Source organism: Pseudarthrobacter sp. 1G09 (assembly GCF_050038305.1).
Classification (GTDB): domain Bacteria; phylum Actinomycetota; class Actinomycetes; order Actinomycetales; family Micrococcaceae; genus Arthrobacter; species Arthrobacter equi.
The window spans coordinates 1,272,977-1,289,847 of the sequence record NZ_CP188306.1 but is presented as its reverse complement, the minus strand read 5'-3'; the positions used below and the strand labels follow the sequence as shown (position 1 = coordinate 1,289,847).

The 16,871-nt window shown below is 62.9% G+C and carries 11 protein-coding genes and 3 rRNA genes; 5 read left to right on the top strand and 9 right to left on the bottom strand.

Features of this window, described 5'->3' with window-relative positions; translation table 11 throughout:
- Positions 1-30: 30 nt before the first annotated feature.
- Positions 31-1,668, bottom strand: coding sequence for a serine hydrolase (locus ACP3TD_RS06020; protein WP_426766105.1), 1,638 nt, complete (start codon positions 1,666-1,668; stop codon positions 31-33).
- A 129-nt stretch (positions 1,669-1,797) separates the two neighbouring features.
- The gene (locus tag ACP3TD_RS06015; RefSeq protein WP_426766103.1) at positions 1,798-2,736 is read right to left on the bottom strand and encodes a ketopantoate reductase family protein; all 939 of its coding nucleotides are present in this window, start codon (positions 2,734-2,736) and stop codon (positions 1,798-1,800) included.
- Positions 2,737-2,851: 115 nt separating this feature from the next.
- On the opposite strand from ACP3TD_RS06015, the gene ACP3TD_RS06010 reads away from it, so the two are divergent.
- Positions 2,852-4,081, top strand: coding sequence for an amidohydrolase family protein (locus tag ACP3TD_RS06010; protein WP_426766101.1), 1,230 nt, complete (start codon positions 2,852-2,854; stop codon positions 4,079-4,081).
- Here ACP3TD_RS06010 and ACP3TD_RS06005 read toward each other — a convergent pair.
- Both ACP3TD_RS06005 and ACP3TD_RS06000 read right to left on the bottom strand, forming a co-directional pair.
- Positions 4,078-4,923, bottom strand: a complete 846-nt coding sequence (locus ACP3TD_RS06005) for a hypothetical protein (protein WP_426766099.1) — start codon at positions 4,921-4,923, stop codon at positions 4,078-4,080. The genes ACP3TD_RS06010 and ACP3TD_RS06005 overlap by 4 nt on opposite strands.
- A gap of 169 nt (positions 4,924-5,092) precedes the next feature.
- Complete coding sequence (locus tag ACP3TD_RS06000) at positions 5,093-5,359, bottom strand: hypothetical protein (protein WP_426766097.1); 267 nt, start codon at positions 5,357-5,359, stop codon at positions 5,093-5,095.
- A 95-nt stretch (positions 5,360-5,454) separates the two neighbouring features.
- Here ACP3TD_RS06000 and ACP3TD_RS05995 point away from each other — a divergent pair, with 95 nt between their 5' ends.
- Positions 5,455-5,676 carry a hypothetical protein gene (locus ACP3TD_RS05995; RefSeq protein WP_426766095.1) on the top strand — a complete coding sequence of 74 codons (222 nt, stop codon included), beginning with the start codon at positions 5,455-5,457 and terminating at the stop codon, positions 5,674-5,676.
- 159 nt (positions 5,677-5,835) lie between these two features.
- Here the strand turns inward: ACP3TD_RS05995 and rrf are convergent.
- The 5 genes from rrf to ACP3TD_RS05970 form a co-directional block, all read right to left on the bottom strand.
- A 5S ribosomal RNA gene (rrf, locus tag ACP3TD_RS05990) occupies positions 5,836-5,952 on the bottom strand.
- 161 nt (positions 5,953-6,113) lie between these two features.
- A 23S ribosomal RNA gene (locus tag ACP3TD_RS05985) occupies positions 6,114-9,240 on the bottom strand.
- A 487-nt stretch (positions 9,241-9,727) separates the two neighbouring features.
- Positions 9,728-11,248 (bottom strand): 16S ribosomal RNA (locus tag ACP3TD_RS05980).
- The 16S, 23S and 5S rRNA genes sit together here, the layout of an rRNA operon.
- Before the next feature lie 553 nt (positions 11,249-11,801).
- A complete protein-coding gene (locus ACP3TD_RS05975) occupies positions 11,802-12,884 on the bottom strand; it encodes a TerC family protein (RefSeq protein ID WP_426766094.1) in 1,083 nt (360 codons plus the stop codon).
- Positions 12,885-13,104: 220 nt separating this feature from the next.
- Positions 13,105-13,974 (bottom strand): DUF1295 domain-containing protein, encoded by an 870-nt coding sequence (locus tag ACP3TD_RS05970; RefSeq protein ID WP_426766092.1) that lies wholly within the window; start codon positions 13,972-13,974, stop codon positions 13,105-13,107.
- A 138-nt stretch (positions 13,975-14,112) separates the two neighbouring features.
- Between ACP3TD_RS05970 and ACP3TD_RS05965 the strand changes: the two genes are divergently transcribed.
- From ACP3TD_RS05965 to ACP3TD_RS05955, 3 genes are read left to right on the top strand one after another with little or no spacing between them, the layout of a single operon-like run.
- Positions 14,113-14,574, top strand: a complete 462-nt coding sequence (locus ACP3TD_RS05965; protein ID WP_426766090.1) for a MarR family winged helix-turn-helix transcriptional regulator — start codon at positions 14,113-14,115, stop codon at positions 14,572-14,574.
- On the top strand, positions 14,571-16,439 hold the full coding sequence (locus tag ACP3TD_RS05960) for an AMP-dependent synthetase/ligase (protein ID WP_426766089.1): 1,869 nt from the start codon (positions 14,571-14,573) through the stop codon (positions 16,437-16,439). Before ACP3TD_RS05965 ends, ACP3TD_RS05960 begins: the two co-directional genes overlap by 4 nt.
- On the top strand, positions 16,436-16,864 hold the full coding sequence (locus tag ACP3TD_RS05955) for a DUF2177 family protein (protein WP_426766087.1): 429 nt from the start codon (positions 16,436-16,438) through the stop codon (positions 16,862-16,864). Before ACP3TD_RS05960 ends, ACP3TD_RS05955 begins: the two co-directional genes overlap by 4 nt.
- The last annotated feature ends 7 nt before the right edge of the window (positions 16,865-16,871 follow it).

The window sequence follows — 16,871 nt, the reverse complement described above, 5'->3', positions numbered from 1 at the left end:
CTGCGGAAGCCGGCAGGCCGCCGTCGTGAATTACCGCCCGCGCCGGGTGAAGGTCCCCAGCCCGGTCCTGTTGTAGAAGTCCAGCGTGACCTGTTGCGCCGGGCCGCGGCCCGGTCCTGCGAAGATCGCACCGGCCAAGCCGTTGCCGTTCTCGCCGATGCTCTCGAAGCTGAAAGTGTCGCCGTCGAAGTGGGTGAGGGCGAACGTGGTCTGCCGGTTCTCCGGCCCCATCCGCATGGCGAGCCCTCCGTCCGCCTCGAAGACCACCATCGGGCCATAGTAGGAATTGCCATACGTGCCCGTGTACCGGCGGTTCGGCCCGGCCTGAGCCGGGTTGGGCGGGACCTTCGTGTAATCGACGTCGGGCTTGTCCGCCTCGTCCTGCTGTTTGAAAATGCCGGCGATAAACGTCAGCCAGTCCACGGTGGGCGCCCCGTTCTGGGCCGTGTCCATGAAGTCCGCATTGACCGCCTCCGGGATCCCCTGCGGGCGGCCGTTGGTCAGGGCCACAATCGCCAGCTGCTCACCGGGCAGCATGGACACCGCGGTTCCGGCACCGAGGTTGAAGGCCCCGGAGTGCCCCAGCTGGACCCGGCCCTCATCGTCGTAGGACACGTTCCAGCCCAGGCCGTAGAAGCGCGACCTGGCCGCAGGTGCCGACGCCGGCCCGGAGACGGAGTGCGGCACGTGGGTGGTCTGCAGCGCGGCCGCGTCAATCACTGGGGCGCCGCCGTAGGTGCCGTTGCCCAGCTGCAGCCGGAGCCACTGGGCCAGGTCCCGCACTGTCGAGCTGGCGCCACCGGCCGGGGCTTCGGCGTCGGTATCGCGGCGGTACTTCGCCGCCCACTGCCTGTCCCCCACCGGCACATGCAGCACCGCCCGGTCGGAGGCCTTCTCGTAATCGGCGAGGCGGTAGCTGGACGAGGACATGCGCAGCCTGCTGAACAGGATCCTGTCCGCCAGCTCCTCCCACGCGGTGCCCATGGCGTCGGCCGCCGCCTGCCCGGCCTCGGTGAAGCCGAAATTGCTGTAGTGGTAGCTGGACCGGAACGCGTCCAGGGGCTCCTGGTGGAGGTGGGACAGGATGTACTCCCGGTCGAAGCCGAGGTCCTCCAGCAGGTCACCCGCGCCGGTTTGGAGCCCGCTGCGGTGTGACAGCAGGTCGGCGAAGGTGGCGTTCCGGGTGACGTAACCGTCGTTGAGGGCGAAGTCCTCATTGTACTTGATCACTGGGTCCGTCCAGGCGAACGCCCGCTGGCCCACCGCGCCAGCGATCACGGTGGACGCCAGCGGCTTGGACACGGACGCCACCTGGAACACAGTGTCCGGAGTGACCTTTCCCGGCGTGCCCACCTCCTTCACGCCGAAGCCCTTGGCGTACAGCACCTCATCCCGGTACACCACGGCAACGGCCATCCCCGGCAGGCCCGTCTGTGCCATAGCGCCCTCAACGAACCCGTCCAGCCGCGCCACGGCCCGGTCCACCTTGGCACGGTCCAGCAGCGGCGGAACCTGCCCGGGCGGGGCGGGGAGCAGACCCGCGGGAACCGACGCGGGACGCTGCGGCGGAGTTGCGCTGCCAGCGGTCAGGAACGGCACACCGGCCGCGCCAATCCCGGCGGTCTTCAGCAGCGTGCGGCGGGTGGGGAAAACGGAACCACTGGTCATGACGAATCCTTGATCCTCAGGTGGGCACTTTCGTGAGGCCCCAGCCTTCCCGCGCCTTAATAGTGGACCCCGCCCCCTGCCTGTGCAATGGGGATCCGGTGCTATCCCCGCGGGAACTGTCCGGCGCCGCTATGGTTGCGCCGGCGAAGCCCCCGCTGTAGCCCGTGCGCTGGCCTGCCGGTGGGTGCGCAGCTGAAGCAGCGTGGCGTCCAGCAGAGGGGTGGGCACGCCGAGGATCCTTGCCCGTGCGGCCAGGCCGCCGAGGATGTGTTCGGCCTCAGCCGGTTCACCGTGCTGGAGGTCCCGGTACAGGGACGACGTGAACTCAGAGCCCGGAGCAGTGAGCAGTTCCAGCGATTGGGCGTGGCTGGCCTCGCCCACGGGATGTCCTGCCCTGCTGGCCACGTCTTCGGTTTCGGCGATGGCCTGGAGGATGTGGCCTTCGCCTCCGGCGGCAAGGATGTCCCCGATGTTTCCGCGGAAGAGGCAGGTGATGATTCCGGCCGCCGCGATGAACACCCACTTCTCCCACAGCCGGGTGCGGATGTCCGGGTCCACGGACAGCGTGACTCCGTCCACGGTAAGGGCGTCCACCACCGCCGGATCCAGCCGCCCGCCGTCGAGCGCGCCAATGGTCATGGTGCACAGCGGCGTCATCTGGTACACGGCTCCGTCCGGGCCCACCGTGGCGACGATCTTCACCAGGCCGCCGACGACGTGTCCCGGGTAGGCGCGCTCGAGCTCATCAATGTGGTCCATGCCGTTGAGCAGGGGAAGGATGGCGGTTCCCGGGCCGATGGCGGGCGCCATCGTGGCGAGTGCGCCGGGCAGCGCCGGGGCCTTCAGCGCCACGATGACCAGATCGTATGGCTCCCCCGGCTCCAGCGCCGTCACGGCCCGCAACCGGTAGGTTCTTGCACCGTCCGGCGCGTGGAACACCAGTCCGGACGCCTCCAACTGCCTCGCACGCCCGGCACGGACCAGAAACGTCACGTCCCGGCCCGCTTCGATGAGCCGGGCGCCGAACGCGCCGCCCGTGGCTCCGGCTCCGACGATCAGTATTCTCATGTTCCAGTCCTCCAGAGGATCAAGTGCACACCGGCAGGACATACCGCATCGTGCCCTGGCCTACTGTTCGATAGATTACCCAAAGCCCCAAACCGCCAATGACAGGACCGCACCCATGACCCTCGTCCTCCGCAACGTCCGCCCCTGGGGCGGAACCGCCTCCGACGTGACGCTCGACGGCGGGGCGATCACCGCCGTCGTACCCGCTGCCCAGGACGGGGCTGCTTCGGTGGATGGGGGCACTGCCCCGGGCGCCGGCGCCGTGGACGGGCGCGGCCGGATCCTGCTGCCGTCCTTCTCCGACGTGCACGTCCACCTCGATTCCACCAGGCTGGGGCTGCCGTTCCGCCCGCACACCGGCTCGCCCGGCGTCTGGAACATGATGCTCAACGACCGGAACAACTGGCGGGATGCGGAGGCCTCCATCACCGTGCGGGCCACGCACACGCTCGGCGCGATGATCGAACGCGGCACCACACGGGTGCGCAGTTACGCCCAGGTGGACGCCGACGCCGGCCTGGAGCGTTTCGAAGCCGTCCTCGCCGCGCGTGAAACGCACCGGAGCCGGGCGGACGTTGCGGTGATCGCGTTTCCGCAGGCGGGGCTGCTGCGGGAAGCGGGCAGCGCCGAGGTGCTCGAAGAAGCGCTGAAGCTCGGAGCCGACGTGGTGGGCGGAATCGACCCCTGCGCCCTGGACCGTGACCCGGTGAAGCACCTGGACATCGTGTTCGGCCTCGCGGATAAATACCGCAAGCCGGTGGACATCCACCTGCACGAGCCCGGCCAGCTGGGGCTGTTCAGCATGGAACTGATCCTGGAACGCACGCGGGCGCTGGGCATGCAGGGGCTGGTGACCATCTCGCATGCGTTTGCCCTCTCGGATCTGCCCGACGGCCAGCTTGACGCGCTGCTCGCCGAAATGGGTGAGCTGGATGTTTCCGTGGCCACCGTGGCGCCGGCCACGCCGCTGCCACTGGAAAAGCTCACCGCCGCCGGCATTCGGGTGGGCCTGGGCGAGGACGGCCAGCGGGACTACTGGTCCCCCTACGGCAACGCGGACATGCTGGACCGCACCTGGCAGCTGGCGTTCACCAACAGGTTCCGGGCGGACCAGCTGATCGAGCACTGCGTGGCCGTGGCGACCATGGGCGGCGCCAGCGTGATCGATCCTGGGGCGCCGCGGCTTTCGTCGGTGGCGGACCGGCCCGGGCTGGCGGTGGGCGACCCCGCCGAGCTTGTCCTGGTGGAAGGCGACAGCGTGGCGGCGGCCGTGATGGATAAGCTTCCCGGCCGTACGGTGATCCACCGCGGCGGGGTGGTGGCGGACGGGCTACAGCTGGTCTAAGGCTGCCCGGCGGGCACCAAGCGGTAGGCGTACCTGCCGTCTATGCCCTCAAGCGGGCTCATGCTGAGGTCCGCTCCCTGACTGGGCAGCAGCAGGGGCATCCTGACGGCCTGACCGTCGCAGGGGACACGGACCGGTGCGATTAGTTCCGCCCCTGCCGCTGTGGAAACGGACAGCTCGGCAAAGTTCGGTCCGGCGCAGAGGAAGTCCAGGTGGTACTGGCCCGGGTCCGCCATCAATGTCATGCCGGTGCGCGTGTTTCCCTTGCTGGCTCCGCGCAGCTCCCCGGGCAGCCGAGGCTGCAACTGCTCCCCCGACCACTCAGAAAAGTCCTCGAGTTCCGACGCCCTCGGATCCTGGTTGCGCTGGACAGTGACGCCCGTCGCCGCGGGCTTGCCCTCCGGTGGCACCGCGGTGATGGTGAGGGGTCCGCCATCGTGCCTGAAGAATCTGTCCAGGGTGTCTTTGCACTCGAAGTACGCCCCTTCCGGCACGCCGTCCTCGCGGGTGACGGTGAGCTTCGACCCATAGACGCCGGCGCAGGCGCCGGTGATGGTGTAGTCCCCGGGCGCCAGGGCAAGGACCAGCTTCCCGGCGGGCTCCGCGTCCGATGGCATCCCGGCGTCAGTGGGGGCAGCCTTGAGCTTCCTGCCGACTTCTTCCACGTTCTGTTCGAAGGATGCCGGTGGTGGGGTCTCGGGCTGGTTGGAGGCAGGCGGGGACGCAGCAGCGGCAGGCTCCTCCGGTCCCGTGTATTCGCAGCCGGCCAGTACCACCGCCCCAATGGCTGCTAGAAACAGTAACCCGGTGCGCCGGGCCGGCATCCCCCCAGAAGCTGACATGGTCCGAGTCTAGGCCCTCCGCCAACGCGAACGGCGGCACCCAGGCCGGGTGCCGCCGATGTACGCTTCCTGCGGAGGTCTACCCGTGTCCAGCAGCACCCGGACATCGCAGGTCTTCGAGGAAGTCCCCGGACCCCGGTGGTTTGCCCGGGGCTGCGGACAGGAGGGGCTACTCCCCCATCCCGGGATGCACCCGGACGAAGTCGACTCTGTTTCCGGAGTTCGTCCGAGCCGCCGGCTTCCTGTCGAAACCGCGCGCGTCGAGGCCGTTCTTGGCGCGGAACTCGGCCACCGCGGCATCGTATGCTGCGTTGAGGGCCTTGCCGGAATATATGCCTGAGGTGCCGTCGTTGAAGGCGATGGCGATCCGGACACTGGCAGGGTAGTGGCGGTTCATCCGGACGAAGCCTTCTGCGTCCTGCTGGAGAGTAATCAAGGGAACTTCTTTCGTTGTGCGAACAGCCTCCAGTCTGACGCACCACAAGGCAAAGTACGCCCGACCGCACCGGACGTGACGGTACGCTGGGCGGCATGAACACCCTAGACACACCGGCGCAGATCGGCGACCTGCCACCCTTGGGCCGGCCAGCGAACAGCGCACTGCTGCAGGCCGGCATCACGACGCTGGCCCAAGTCGCTGAGCAATCTTCCAAGGACCTGCTGGCCATGCACGGCGTGGGCCCCAAAGCCATTCGCCTGCTCGATGCTGCCCTTGCTGAGCGCGGGCTCCGCTTCACCAGCGGTTCCCCGTAACCAGGCGCGACCCCCTGAGTCGTGACCCTCCCCCCCCACGTGACGCGCGCTCACTTTTGGCGGTTGCCGGCAGGGGTGGGTGGGTGCCGGCAGGTGGTGGGTGGGTGTTAAATGTGGGAGGCCCCAACCGTTGCTGGTTGGGGCCTCGACCAATGTTATGTCCGGCGGTGTCCTACTCTCCCACACCCTCCCGGGTGCAGTACCATCGGCGCTGTGGGTCTTAGCTTCCGGGTTCGGAATGGGACCGGGCGTTTCCCCCACGCTATGACCGCCGTAACCCTTTGACCCGTCACCAACCCCCGGTGTGGGGGGTGGTGTGGGAAATCCAGTGTGGTTACAACATTGTGGTGTTGTTATTTAGTTGTGGGTTCCGGCCAACAGGGGTTGTTGGTTGGGAACCACATAGTGGACGCAAGCAGAGTTTTGTATGTATCTGTGTGGTGTAAGTTGTTGGCCTATTAGTACCGGTCAGCTTCACGAGTCGTTAGTCCTCGCTTCCACATCCGGCCTATCAACCCAGTGGTCTGGCTGGGGGCCTCTCACACCCGAGGGTGTATGGAAATCTCATCTCGAAGCGAGCTTCCCGCTTAGATGCTTTCAGCGGTTATCCCATCCGAACGTAGCTAATCAGCGGTGCACTTGGCAGTACAACTGACACACCAGAGGTTCGTCCGTCCCGGTCCTCTCGTACTAAGGACAGCCCTTCTCAAATTTCCTGCGCGCGCAGCGGATAGGGACCGAACTGTCTCACGACGTTCTAAACCCAGCTCGCGTACCGCTTTAATGGGCGAACAGCCCAACCCTTGGGACCTACTCCAGCCCCAGGATGCGACGAGCCGACATCGAGGTGCCAAACCATGCCGTCGATATGGACTCTTGGGCAAGATCAGCCTGTTATCCCCGAGGTACCTTTTATCCGTTGAGCGACGGCCATTCCACAATGTACCGCCGGATCACTAGTCCCGACTTTCGTCCCTGCTCGAGATGTCTCTCTCACAGTCAAGCTCCCTTGTGCACTTACACTCGACACCTGATTGCCAACCAGGCTGAGGGAACCTTTGGGCGCCTCCGTTACTTTTTAGGAGGCAACCGCCCCAGTTAAACTACCCATCAGGCACTGTCCCTGACCCGGATTACGGGCCGAAGTTAGATGTCCAAAGTGACCAGAGTGGTATTTCAACGATGACTCCACCCGAACTGGCGTCCGGGCTTCAACGTCTCCCACCTATCCTACACAAGCCACTCCGAACACCAATACCAAACTATAGTAAAGGTCTCGGGGTCTTTCCGTCCTGCTGCGCGTAACGAGCATCTTTACTCGTACTGCAATTTCGCCGAGTTTATGGTTGAGACAGCGGGGAAGTCGTTACTCCATTCGTGCAGGTCGGAACTTACCCGACAAGGAATTTCGCTACCTTAGGATGGTTATAGTTACCACCGCCGTTTACTGGGGCTTAAATTCTCAGCTTCGCCGTGAGGCTAACCGGTCCTCTTAACCTTCCAGCACCGGGCAGGAGTCAGTCCGTATACATCGTCTTGCGACTTCGCACGGACCTGTGTTTTTAGTAAACAGTCGCTTCCCCCTGGTCTCTGCGGCCCCGATCCCCTCCGGACAGCAAGTGTCCATCAAGGTTGGGGCCCCCCTTCTCCCGAAGTTACGGGGGCATTTTGCCGAGTTCCTTAACCATAATTCTCTCGATCGCCTTAGTATTCTCTACCTGATCACCTGTGTCGGTTTGGGGTACGGGCGGCTAAAACCTCGCGTCGATGCTTTTCTCGGCAGCATAGGATCACCAAATCCCCCCAAACGGGGGTCCCATCAGATCTCAGGCATCATGAGTGGCGGATTTGCCTACCACTCGCCCTACATCCTTAGACCGGGACAACCATCGCCCGGCTCGGCTACCTTCCTGCGTCACACCTGTTAATACGCTTGCCTCCCAGGATCAGGTCCTGCGCTCCACCAAAACCCTTCCGTCCAAAGGACGGTCGGGCAGGTCTCGGGCAGTTAGTATCCCCTGTTCAACATGGGCGGTTTTTCGCCGGTACGGGAATATCAACCCGTTGTCCATCGACTACGCCTGTCGGCCTCGCCTTAGGTCCCGACTTACCCAGGGCAGATTAGCTTGACCCTGGAACCCTTGATCATTCGGCGGACGGGTTTCTCACCCGTCTTTCGCTACTCATGCCTGCATTCTCACTCGTGTAGGCTCCACCGCTGGTTTCCACCGCGACTTCACTGCCCACACGACGCTCCCCTACCCATCCAAACGCCTGAACCACAAGGGCTTAGCTAATATTTGAATGCCACAACTTCGGCGGTGTACTTGAGCCCCGCTACATTGTCGGCGCGGAATCACTTGACCAGTGAGCTATTACGCACTCTTTTAAGGATGGCTGCTTCTAAGCCAACCTCCTGGTTGTCTTCGCAACTCCACATCCTTTCCCACTTAGCACACGCTTAGGGGCCTTAGTTGGTGGTCTGGGCTGTTTCCCTCTCGACTATGAAGCTTATCCCCCACAGTCTCACTGCTACGCTCTCACTTACCGGCATTCGGAGTTTGGCTGACGTCAGTAACCTTGTAGGGCCCATTAGCCATCCAGTAGCTCTACCTCCGGTAAGAAACACGCAACGCTGCACCTAAATGCATTTCGGGGAGAACCAGCTATCACGAAGTTTGATTGGCCTTTCACCCCTACCCACAGCTCATCCCCTCCATTTTCAACTGAAGTGGGTTCGGTCCTCCACGACGTCTTACCGTCGCTTCAACCTGGCCATGGGTAGATCACTTCGCTTCGGGTCTAGATCACGCCACTCAAACGCCCTATTCAGACTCGCTTTCGCTACGGCTGCCCCACACGGGTTAACCTCGCGACGTAACACTAACTCGCAGGCTCATTCTTCAAAAGGCACGCCGTCACAACTACAAGGCTGCTCCGACGGATTGTAAGCACACGGTTTCAGGTACTGTTTCACTCCCCTCCCGGGGTACTTTTCACCTTTCCCTCACGGTACTGGTCCGCTATCGGTCATTAGGGAGTATTTAGGCTTATCAGGTGGTCCTGACAGATTCGCACGGGATTTCTCGGGCCCCGTACTACTTGGGATACATCAACAAGGCGGTGCAACGCATTACAGTTACGGGACTAACACCCTCTCTGGCCGGCCTTTCAAGACCGTTCACCTATACGCACACCCACACCCCGTCAGCCCGGCAGAACTGACACGTAATGTCCCACAACCCCGACCATGCAACGCCCGCCGGCTATCACACATGGAACGGTTTAGCCTGATCCGCGTTCGCTCGCCACTACTAACGGAATCACTATTGTTTTCTCTTCCTGCGGGTACTGAGATGTTTCACTTCCCCGCGTTCCCTCCACGCACCCTATGTGTTCAGATGCGGGTCACCGAGTCACTCGCGCGCTCAGCGGGGTTTCCCCATTCGGACACCCTGGGATCACAGTCCGGTTATCGACTCCCCCAGGCTTATCGCAGATTCCTACGTCCTTCTTCGGCTCCTAATGCCAAGGCATCCACCGTGTGCTCTTAAAAACTTGACCACAAAGATCAAAAACTACTTCACGAGAGAACCACAGAAACCGTCCCGCACACCCAAAGGCGCACGAACCAGATCCAGGTTCATATTCTTGGAAATTGCTTCTTATACAAGATGCTCGCGTCCACTATGTAGTTCTCAAACAACAACCCCACACCACACACCCCACACACAACAGTGCATGCTCGGTGCAGCAGGGAAACCAGAAACAAAGCACCGACAAGAACCCCACAAGGGCCCTCCCCGGTCCTGTTGCCTCAGGACCCAACAGTGTGCCAAACACTAAACCACCCACTCCCCCGCCCCACCGTTCCAAGACCACCCAAAGGCAGATCCGTACTGAACAGGACAAAGAAACACGCGGCCGCTATTTGTTGATATTCCACCCTTGAGCACCCGCCACGAAACATTCGTCCGTGCAACGGGCATTACTCCTGACAACCACCACCACCGGACATACATCCAGGACAGCAACTGTAGGTGCTCCTTAGAAAGGAGGTGATCCAGCCGCACCTTCCGGTACGGCTACCTTGTTACGACTTAGTCCCAATCGCCAGTCCCACCTTCGACGGCTCCCCCCCAAAAGGGTTAGGCCACCGGCTTCGGGTGTTACCAACTTTCGTGACTTGACGGGCGGTGTGTACAAGGCCCGGGAACGTATTCACCGCAGCGTTGCTGATCTGCGATTACTAGCGACTCCGACTTCATGGGGTCGAGTTGCAGACCCCAATCCGAACTGAGACCGGCTTTTTGGGATTAGCTCCACCTCACAGTATCGCAACCCTTTGTACCGGCCATTGTAGCATGCGTGAAGCCCAAGACATAAGGGGCATGATGATTTGACGTCGTCCCCACCTTCCTCCGAGTTGACCCCGGCAGTCTCCTATGAGTCCCCACCATCACGTGCTGGCAACATAGAACGAGGGTTGCGCTCGTTGCGGGACTTAACCCAACATCTCACGACACGAGCTGACGACAACCATGCACCACCTGTAAACCGACCACAAGTGGGGCACCTGTTTCCAGGCGTTTCCGGTTCATGTCAAGCCTTGGTAAGGTTCTTCGCGTTGCATCGAATTAATCCGCATGCTCCGCCGCTTGTGCGGGCCCCCGTCAATTCCTTTGAGTTTTAGCCTTGCGGCCGTACTCCCCAGGCGGGGCACTTAATGCGTTAGCTACGGCGCGGAAAACGTGGAATGTCCCCCACACCTAGTGCCCAACGTTTACGGCATGGACTACCAGGGTATCTAATCCTGTTCGCTCCCCATGCTTTCGCTCCTCAGCGTCAGTTAATGCCCAGAGACCTGCCTTCGCCATCGGTGTTCCTCCTGATATCTGCGCATTTCACCGCTACACCAGGAATTCCAGTCTCCCCTACATCACTCTAGTCTGCCCGTACCCACCGCAGATCCGGAGTTGAGCCCCGGACTTTCACGGCAGACGCGACAAACCGCCTACGAGCTCTTTACGCCCAATAATTCCGGATAACGCTTGCGCCCTACGTATTACCGCGGCTGCTGGCACGTAGTTAGCCGGCGCTTCTTCTGCAGGTACCGTCACTTACGCTTCTTCCCTACTGAAAGAGGTTTACAACCCGAAGGCCGTCATCCCTCACGCGGCGTCGCTGCATCAGGCTTTCGCCCATTGTGCAATATTCCCCACTGCTGCCTCCCGTAGGAGTCTGGGCCGTGTCTCAGTCCCAGTGTGGCCGGTCACCCTCTCAGGCCGGCTACCCGTCGTCGCCTTGGTAGGCCATTACCCCACCAACAAGCTGATAGGCCGCGAGTCCATCCAAAACCGCAAAAGCTTTCCACCAACCACCATGCGATGATCAGTCATATCCGGTATTAGACCCAGTTTCCCAGGCTTATCCCAGAGTCAAGGGCAGGTTACTCACGTGTTACTCACCCGTTCGCCACTAATCCACCAGCAAGCTGGCATCATCGTTCGACTTGCATGTGTTAAGCACGCCGCCAGCGTTCATCCTGAGCCAGGATCAAACTCTCCGTTGAAAACAAACAGACACAACCAAGAACCACGGAAATAACGCGGAACCAGGCTGCACAAAATTTGAAACCAGCTGTAAAAACCATGCCATCCACGGGGTGGACAACACAGCCAAAACAACCAATCAATAAAACAATTGGTATCAACAAACTTGGCACACTATTGAGTTCTCAAACAACAGACACACCCGGCACCACCCAAACCACAAAGGTCCAAGATCGCTCCGGAGCAACTTTCCAAACTTACCCGATCACTCTCCACTCCGCAAATCCGCTTACCAGCGAAACGAAGCGCACAATGATCAGCCCCACCCGCCAGGAACACACCAAAGTGCGAACCATTTTTCAGGCCGTTCAGAAGGGGGTCGGTCGCTTTCTTTCCGCATCAGCGGCGGCGACTCAGAAAACAATACACGCCCACCAACCCCACCGCAAATCACACCCCCAAGACGGCCAATGACCCCCAAAACCCCCGCAACCACGGGGATCCTGAGGGCCATCGGCACTCCCCGACCGCTCTAACGGCTGGAACTGCCTGGTATGCAGTGAGTCACAGCGGTTACTTCTGCGCGCGGGCAGTCGGGCTCATGTCGTCGTCGGAAGAAGAACCGGTCTCCCGGCCGTCCCCGGAAGCAGCGGCAACCGTGCCGCCTTCCACCGTGTGGCGGTCGTTCTTGTCGCCGTCGCCCCGGGTCTTCATCAGGCTGGCTACCGTGGCTACCGCAATGGTGGCGCCGATGAACAGCAGCGAGAACCAGATGGGAATCTCGGGGACCCACAGGAGCGGCTGGCCGCCGTTGATGAAGGACAACTCGTTGACGTGCAGTGCGTGGAAGACCAGCTTCACGCCGATGAAGGCGAGGATGACCGCCAGGCCCTGCGCCAGGTACACCAGGCGTTCCAGCAGTCCGCCGATCAGGAAGAACAGCTGGCGGAGGCCCATCAGGGCGAATGCGTTGGCGGTGAAGACGATGTACGCCTCGTTGGTCAGCCCGTAGATGGCGGGGATGGAGTCAACAGCGAAGATCAGGTCCACGAATCCGATGGCGATGATGGTCAGCATCATGGGGGTGAAGAAGCGGCTGCCGTCTTTCTTCACGGTGAGCTTGTCACCGTGGTATTCGTCGGTGACGGGCAGGACGCGGCGGACCAGTTGCATGAACTTGCCGTCGGCAGGGTTGGACTCGTGGCTGCCGAACGCCTGCTTGTACGCCAGGAACAGCAGCAGCGCGCCGAAGATGTAGAAGATCCAGGAGAAGTTCTCAATCAGGCCCGCGCCGATGGCGATGAAGCCGCCTCGAAGGATCAGCGCGATGACGATGCCGATCATCAGCACCTTCTGCTGGTACTTCTTCGGGACCGCGAACCCGCTCATCACTATGAGGAACACGAACAGGTTGTCGATCGAGAGGGCCTTCTCGGTGAGGTAGCCGGCGAAGTACTCCCCGCCGAAGTTCCAGCCGGAGACCATGCCGATCCCGACGCCGAACAGCAGGGCCAGTCCGATGTAGAAAGCGGACCAGCGCGCCGATTCACCGATGGACGGTTCGTGGGGTTTGCGCACATGCGCGAAGAATTCGTAAACGAAGAACAGGATTGTCACGGCAAGGGTGATGATCCAGATGAGCGGTGTTACTTGCATTTGGGTACTCCAAGGGGGTTGGCGCTGACAGATACGCCAAGGTCTCCTCCGCCCGGTTGAACCGGAGCCGATGGCCCGGAATGCTTCGCTGCATCCGTATTGACGGGCCTATCACAGACGGGAGTACTCCCCTTGATGGGTTAAATGGTAACCCATCAAGGGCGGCGGCGGCACCCGTCCTGAGTGCCGCCGTCGCCGGCAATGGAGGGAAAAGAACGTCCTACTTCAGTTTGGGCACCAGCACCGGGGTGCTCTTCTTGTATTCCTCGTAGTCAGCCTGGCCGCCCCACTTTTTGTCCGCTTTCTGCTCCAGGGGCGGCACGCCGCTGCCCTTGGTGAGCAGCAGGGTGACGAACACCGGCGAGACAAGAGCTGCCCACTGCCAACCCTGGAGCACGGGCAGGGCGATAATGGCGACGCCCACCCAGAGTGTGATCTCGCCGAAGTAGTTGGGGTGGCGGGACTTGGACCACAGCCCCGTGCTGATGAAACGTCCCTTGTTGGCGGGATCGTCCTTGAACCGGTTCTTTTGGACGTCTGCGGCGGTCTCGATGGATATACCCGCGAGCCACACCAGGAGGCCCACCCAGAAGAACCAGTCCAGGCCTACCTTTTTGTCAGACGTGATGGCCACCCACGCGAGCGCCGCGGTAAGCACCACCCACAAGCCCTGGATGGTCCAGGTGTTCAGGAAGCGGAAGAAGTCGGGCTTGAGCTCGTCGAAGCGGTCGTCCTTGCCGTGCTTGCTGATCCGCAGGAAGAGGAAGCTGCCAAGCCGTGCGGCCCACAGCACCACCATGGCTGCCAGCAGCATGCCGCGGGCATCAACGCCGGGGGAAGCCAGCACCAGGAACACCGTGATGGAGATGTAGGTCAGTGCGCCGGTGAGGTCGTAGAACTTTTCTGTTTGGGCCTTGTAGGACGGGATGAACACCACCCACTGGATCACGAAAGCAGCGGCGACGCCCAGCGCGAACACCGGAAACCCGCCAATCCTCGACCCGCCCTGGCTGCCGGCAAGGGCGATGAGCACCGCTACCACCACGGCAATGATTGTGCTGATGAGGGCCTTGCGGCTCTTTTGGTTCACGGACGGATTCCTTTCCCTTGGTCCGCCGCGCGCTGCTGCACGGCCGGTCCCCAACACTCCTGCTAGTCTCTCTTGTATTCAAATAAATTTGATCACTAGGCAGCAATAAATACTATAAGCGCACGCAGAGGAGGAGTCGTGAAACCACCGCCGTATCACCCTGCGGCCTTGGCCCTCCAGGCGCTGTTCGACCTCGCTACCCAGACCGAGCGGGAGGTGGCCCGCCGGCTGGAACTGAACCTCACCGATTACCGCGCCCTCTCAGCGCTCAGCCATTCCGGGCCGGTCACCGTGGGCAAGCTTGCCGAAACCCTGGGGGCCACGGCTGCCACCACCACGGCCATCGTCAGCCGGCTGGAAGCGCACGGCTACGCCGAACGGCTCCGGTCGGACGAGGACCGTCGCCACGTGCATGTCAGCGCCACCCCCACCGCCACCAAGGACGTCATGGACCTCATGCGGCCTCTGATGGCGTCCACCAACCAGCACATTGAGGCCCTGCCCCGTATCCGACAGGACGCCGTCAGCGACTTCCTCAGTGTCGCGATGCACCTCATGCAGGACCATCTGCACTCCCTTTCCGAGAAAGAAACCCCATGAAAGAGTCCACCTCGCCGCCGCTGGCCGACCTGTCCGAACATCGGAACGCCACTGACCTGCTGATGCACCGCTTCCGTACCTCCCCGGACCACGTCGCCTTCGAGGTCCGCGCCAGCGGCGCTCCTGTAAGCGACTCCTGGCAGCAGGTGACCACCGGGCAGTTCGTCAAGGAAGTCCGGGCGCTGGCCAAGGGGCTGATCGCCGCCGGACTGCGGCCCGGCGACTCGATGGCCATCATGTCCCCCACCCGCTACGAGTGGGCGGTGGCGGACATGGCAGCCTGGTTCGCCGCCGCCGTCGTGGTCCCCATCTACGAAACCTCCGCCCAGCCTCAAGTGACCGCCGTCTTGGAGGACGCCGCCGTCCGTCTGGCCATCGCCGGCACCGCCGCACACGCCGCCCTGCTGGACCACGGCTTCGCCGAAAGCGGCTCGGCACACTTGGGCGTTTGGACCATGGACGCCAGTCCTGACGCCGATCTGGCAGCCCTGGTCCGGCTCGGCACCGATGTCCCGGACAGCGACGTGGAACAGCGCCGCCTGCTGCCGGACCTGGACTCGGTGGCCACCATCGTCTACACCTCCGGCACCACCGCGGCCCCCAAAGGCGCCCTGATCACGCACCGCAACTTCGTGGGACAGATCCTCAACGTCGGTGCCGCCTACACCAGCGTGGTCCGCGAGGGCGGCAACACCATCATCTTCCTTCCCATGGCGCACGTCCTGGCCCGCGGCCTGCAGCTGATCTGCCTGGCCAACGGAATGCGCATCGCGCACCTGGCCGACCCCCGCGACGTGGTGCCTGCCCTCGGCGCACTCAGGCCCACTTTCCTGGTGGTGGTCCCTCGCGTCCTGCAGAAGATCCAGGCCTCCGCCGCGGCCGCCGCGGCGCAGAAGCACCTCGGCAGGGTGTGGGCCATGGCACAGCGCACCGCCGTGCAGTGGGGCAGGTTCGCGGAAGCGCACGACGCCGATGCCGCCGTCCGCGCCCCGCTGGGCCTGCGGGCGCGGCGGGCTGTGTTCGACCGGCTCTTCTACGCCCGGCTCCGGGCGCTGGTGGGTGGCCGGCTGGACTGCCTGCTTTCCGGCGCCGGCGCACTGGATGCCGAGCTGTCCCTGTTCTTCCGCGGCCTGGGCCTGCCCGTGATCGAAGGCTACGGCCTGACCGAGACCACAGCCCCGCTCACCGGCAACCTGCCCGGCGCAATCCGCTCCGGGTCCGTGGGTGTGCCGATGCCCGGCACCACGCTGCGCATCTCCGGCGAGGGTGAAGTGCTGGCCCGCGGCGTCGGGGTCTTCGCCGGGTACCGCAGCGAGGCGGACAACGAAGGGGCGTTCGTGGACGGATTCTTCCGGACCGGCGACCTGGGCGAGCTGGACAGCCAGGGCCGCCTCACACTCAATGGCAGGATCAAAGATGTGATTGTCACCGCCGGCGGCAAGACCGTGACCCCGTCCATCTGGGAAGGGTACGTGGAAGGCGATCCCCTGGTGGCCCACGCGGTCATGGTCGGCGAAGGCAAGCCGTACCTGGGCGGACTGGTGCTCCTGGACCCTGAGTCCTTGGCGGCCTGGGCAGAGCGCGAAGGCATCGCGGACCTCGCCGGGCTTCAAATCCCCGACGACGGCGGCGCCGTCCAGATTGAGGACGCCCGACTGCTCAGCGTGGTGGGAAAGGTTGTCAGCGCTGCGAACTCCCGCCTAGCCCGGTCAGAACAGGTGCGGAAGTTCGTGCTGCTGCTCGCGGACCTGAACGAATCCCACGGCATGGTCACCCCCACCATGAAACTCAAACGAACCGTCTTCACCGAACGCGCCCGCCACTTCGTGGAACACCTGTACACCGACGCAAGGAGCCAAGCATGAGCCACCGCACCAAGAACTGGCTGACCGCCTACGTCGTCAGCGCCCTGATTTTCGCCGTGCTGGACGTGGCGTGGATCCTGCTGGTGGCCAATCCGCTGTACCAGAGCCAGATCGGCGACATCCTGGCGCCCAAGGCCAACCTGCCGGGCGCGGTGCTGTTCTATGTCATCTTCGTGGCCGGGATGGTCCACTATGGGGTCCGGCCCAACAGCCCTGACGCAACCGTCCGGGAGCGGGTCACCGGTGCCGCGCTTTTCGGGTTTTTCACCTACGCCACCTGGGCCCTCACCGGGCTCGCCGTCCTCAAGGACTTCACGGCACTGGTGGCCGTGACGGACATCCTCTGGGGTGCCGCGGCCTGCAGCCTCGTCACCTGGCTCACCTCGGTGACATTACGACGACGGCTGGCGGAGCGGGCTGCCTGACCCCGCC

Coding starts and splice junctions, on each gene's coding strand:
- ACP3TD_RS06010 (WP_426766101.1), top strand. CDS start 2,852: ATGACCCTCGTCCTCCGCAACGTCCGCCCCTGGGGCGGAACCGCCTCC.
- ACP3TD_RS05995 (WP_426766095.1), top strand. CDS start 5,455: ATGAACACCCTAGACACACCGGCGCAGATCGGCGACCTGCCACCCTTG.
- ACP3TD_RS06015 (WP_426766103.1), bottom strand. CDS start 2,736: ATGAGAATACTGATCGTCGGAGCCGGAGCCACGGGCGGCGCGTTCGGC.
- ACP3TD_RS06020 (WP_426766105.1), bottom strand. CDS start 1,668: ATGACCAGTGGTTCCGTTTTCCCCACCCGCCGCACGCTGCTGAAGACC.
- ACP3TD_RS05955 (WP_426766087.1), top strand. CDS start 16,436: ATGAGCCACCGCACCAAGAACTGGCTGACCGCCTACGTCGTCAGCGCC.
- ACP3TD_RS05960 (WP_426766089.1), top strand. CDS start 14,571: ATGAAAGAGTCCACCTCGCCGCCGCTGGCCGACCTGTCCGAACATCGG.
- ACP3TD_RS05975 (WP_426766094.1), bottom strand. CDS start 12,884: ATGCAAGTAACACCGCTCATCTGGATCATCACCCTTGCCGTGACAATC.
- ACP3TD_RS06005 (WP_426766099.1), bottom strand. CDS start 4,923: ATGTCAGCTTCTGGGGGGATGCCGGCCCGGCGCACCGGGTTACTGTTT.